Source organism: Aerococcus sp. L_32 (assembly GCF_050689315.1).
Window position 1 is genome coordinate 1 of the sequence record NZ_JBOEQF010001072.1, and the last position, 629, is coordinate 629.

Consider the following 629-nt stretch of genomic DNA (forward strand, 5'->3'; position numbering starts at 1 on the left):
AAGTCTATTAGGAATTCAATTTCTTCACTGGTATAATCCAGTAATTTTAAAAAGTTTTTATTTTGTAAGTTCATGTGTATACCACCTTTTTAAGCTGTAATCATGGTGCCAATGCCATTTTTGGTAAATAATTCTAAGATAATAGCATGGGGAATGGTGCCGTCGATAATCTGGCAAGAATGGACACCCGATTGAATGGCACCTAGGCAATTTTCCACTTTAGGAATCATGCCGCCAGTAATGATCTTGTTTTCAATGGCTTCTTGGATTTGGTCAGCGGACATAACGGAATATAAAGTTGATGGGTCAGCCGGATCTTCATAGATGCCGTTAATATCAGTCAGGTAAATCATTTTTTCAGCCTTTAAAGCTGAGGCAATCGCAGCGGCCGCTTCATCAGAATTGATGTTCAAGCTCTCACCTTTGGGTCCATAAGCGATGGGTGAAATCACCGGAAGCATATTATCATCTAACATTTGGTTGAGATAGTCCGTGTTGACATTGGTTACCTGGCCAACTAAACCAAGCGATTCATCTTTCTTCACAGCTTCCATGACTTTATTGTCCTTACCAGAAACTGAAACTGACGAAACGCCCTCCTCATTCAACATGGTCGTTAAATTGGGTGA

1 protein-coding gene is annotated in these 629 nt (G+C 40.2%); it reads right to left on the bottom strand.

The genetic code is table 11. From position 1 onward, the window contains the following. Positions 1-89 precede the first annotated feature (89 nt). Positions 90-629, bottom strand: a 540-nt coding sequence (gene argB, locus ACRCJ0_RS18235; protein WP_431391549.1) for an acetylglutamate kinase, incomplete at its 5' end; no start/stop codon positions are given.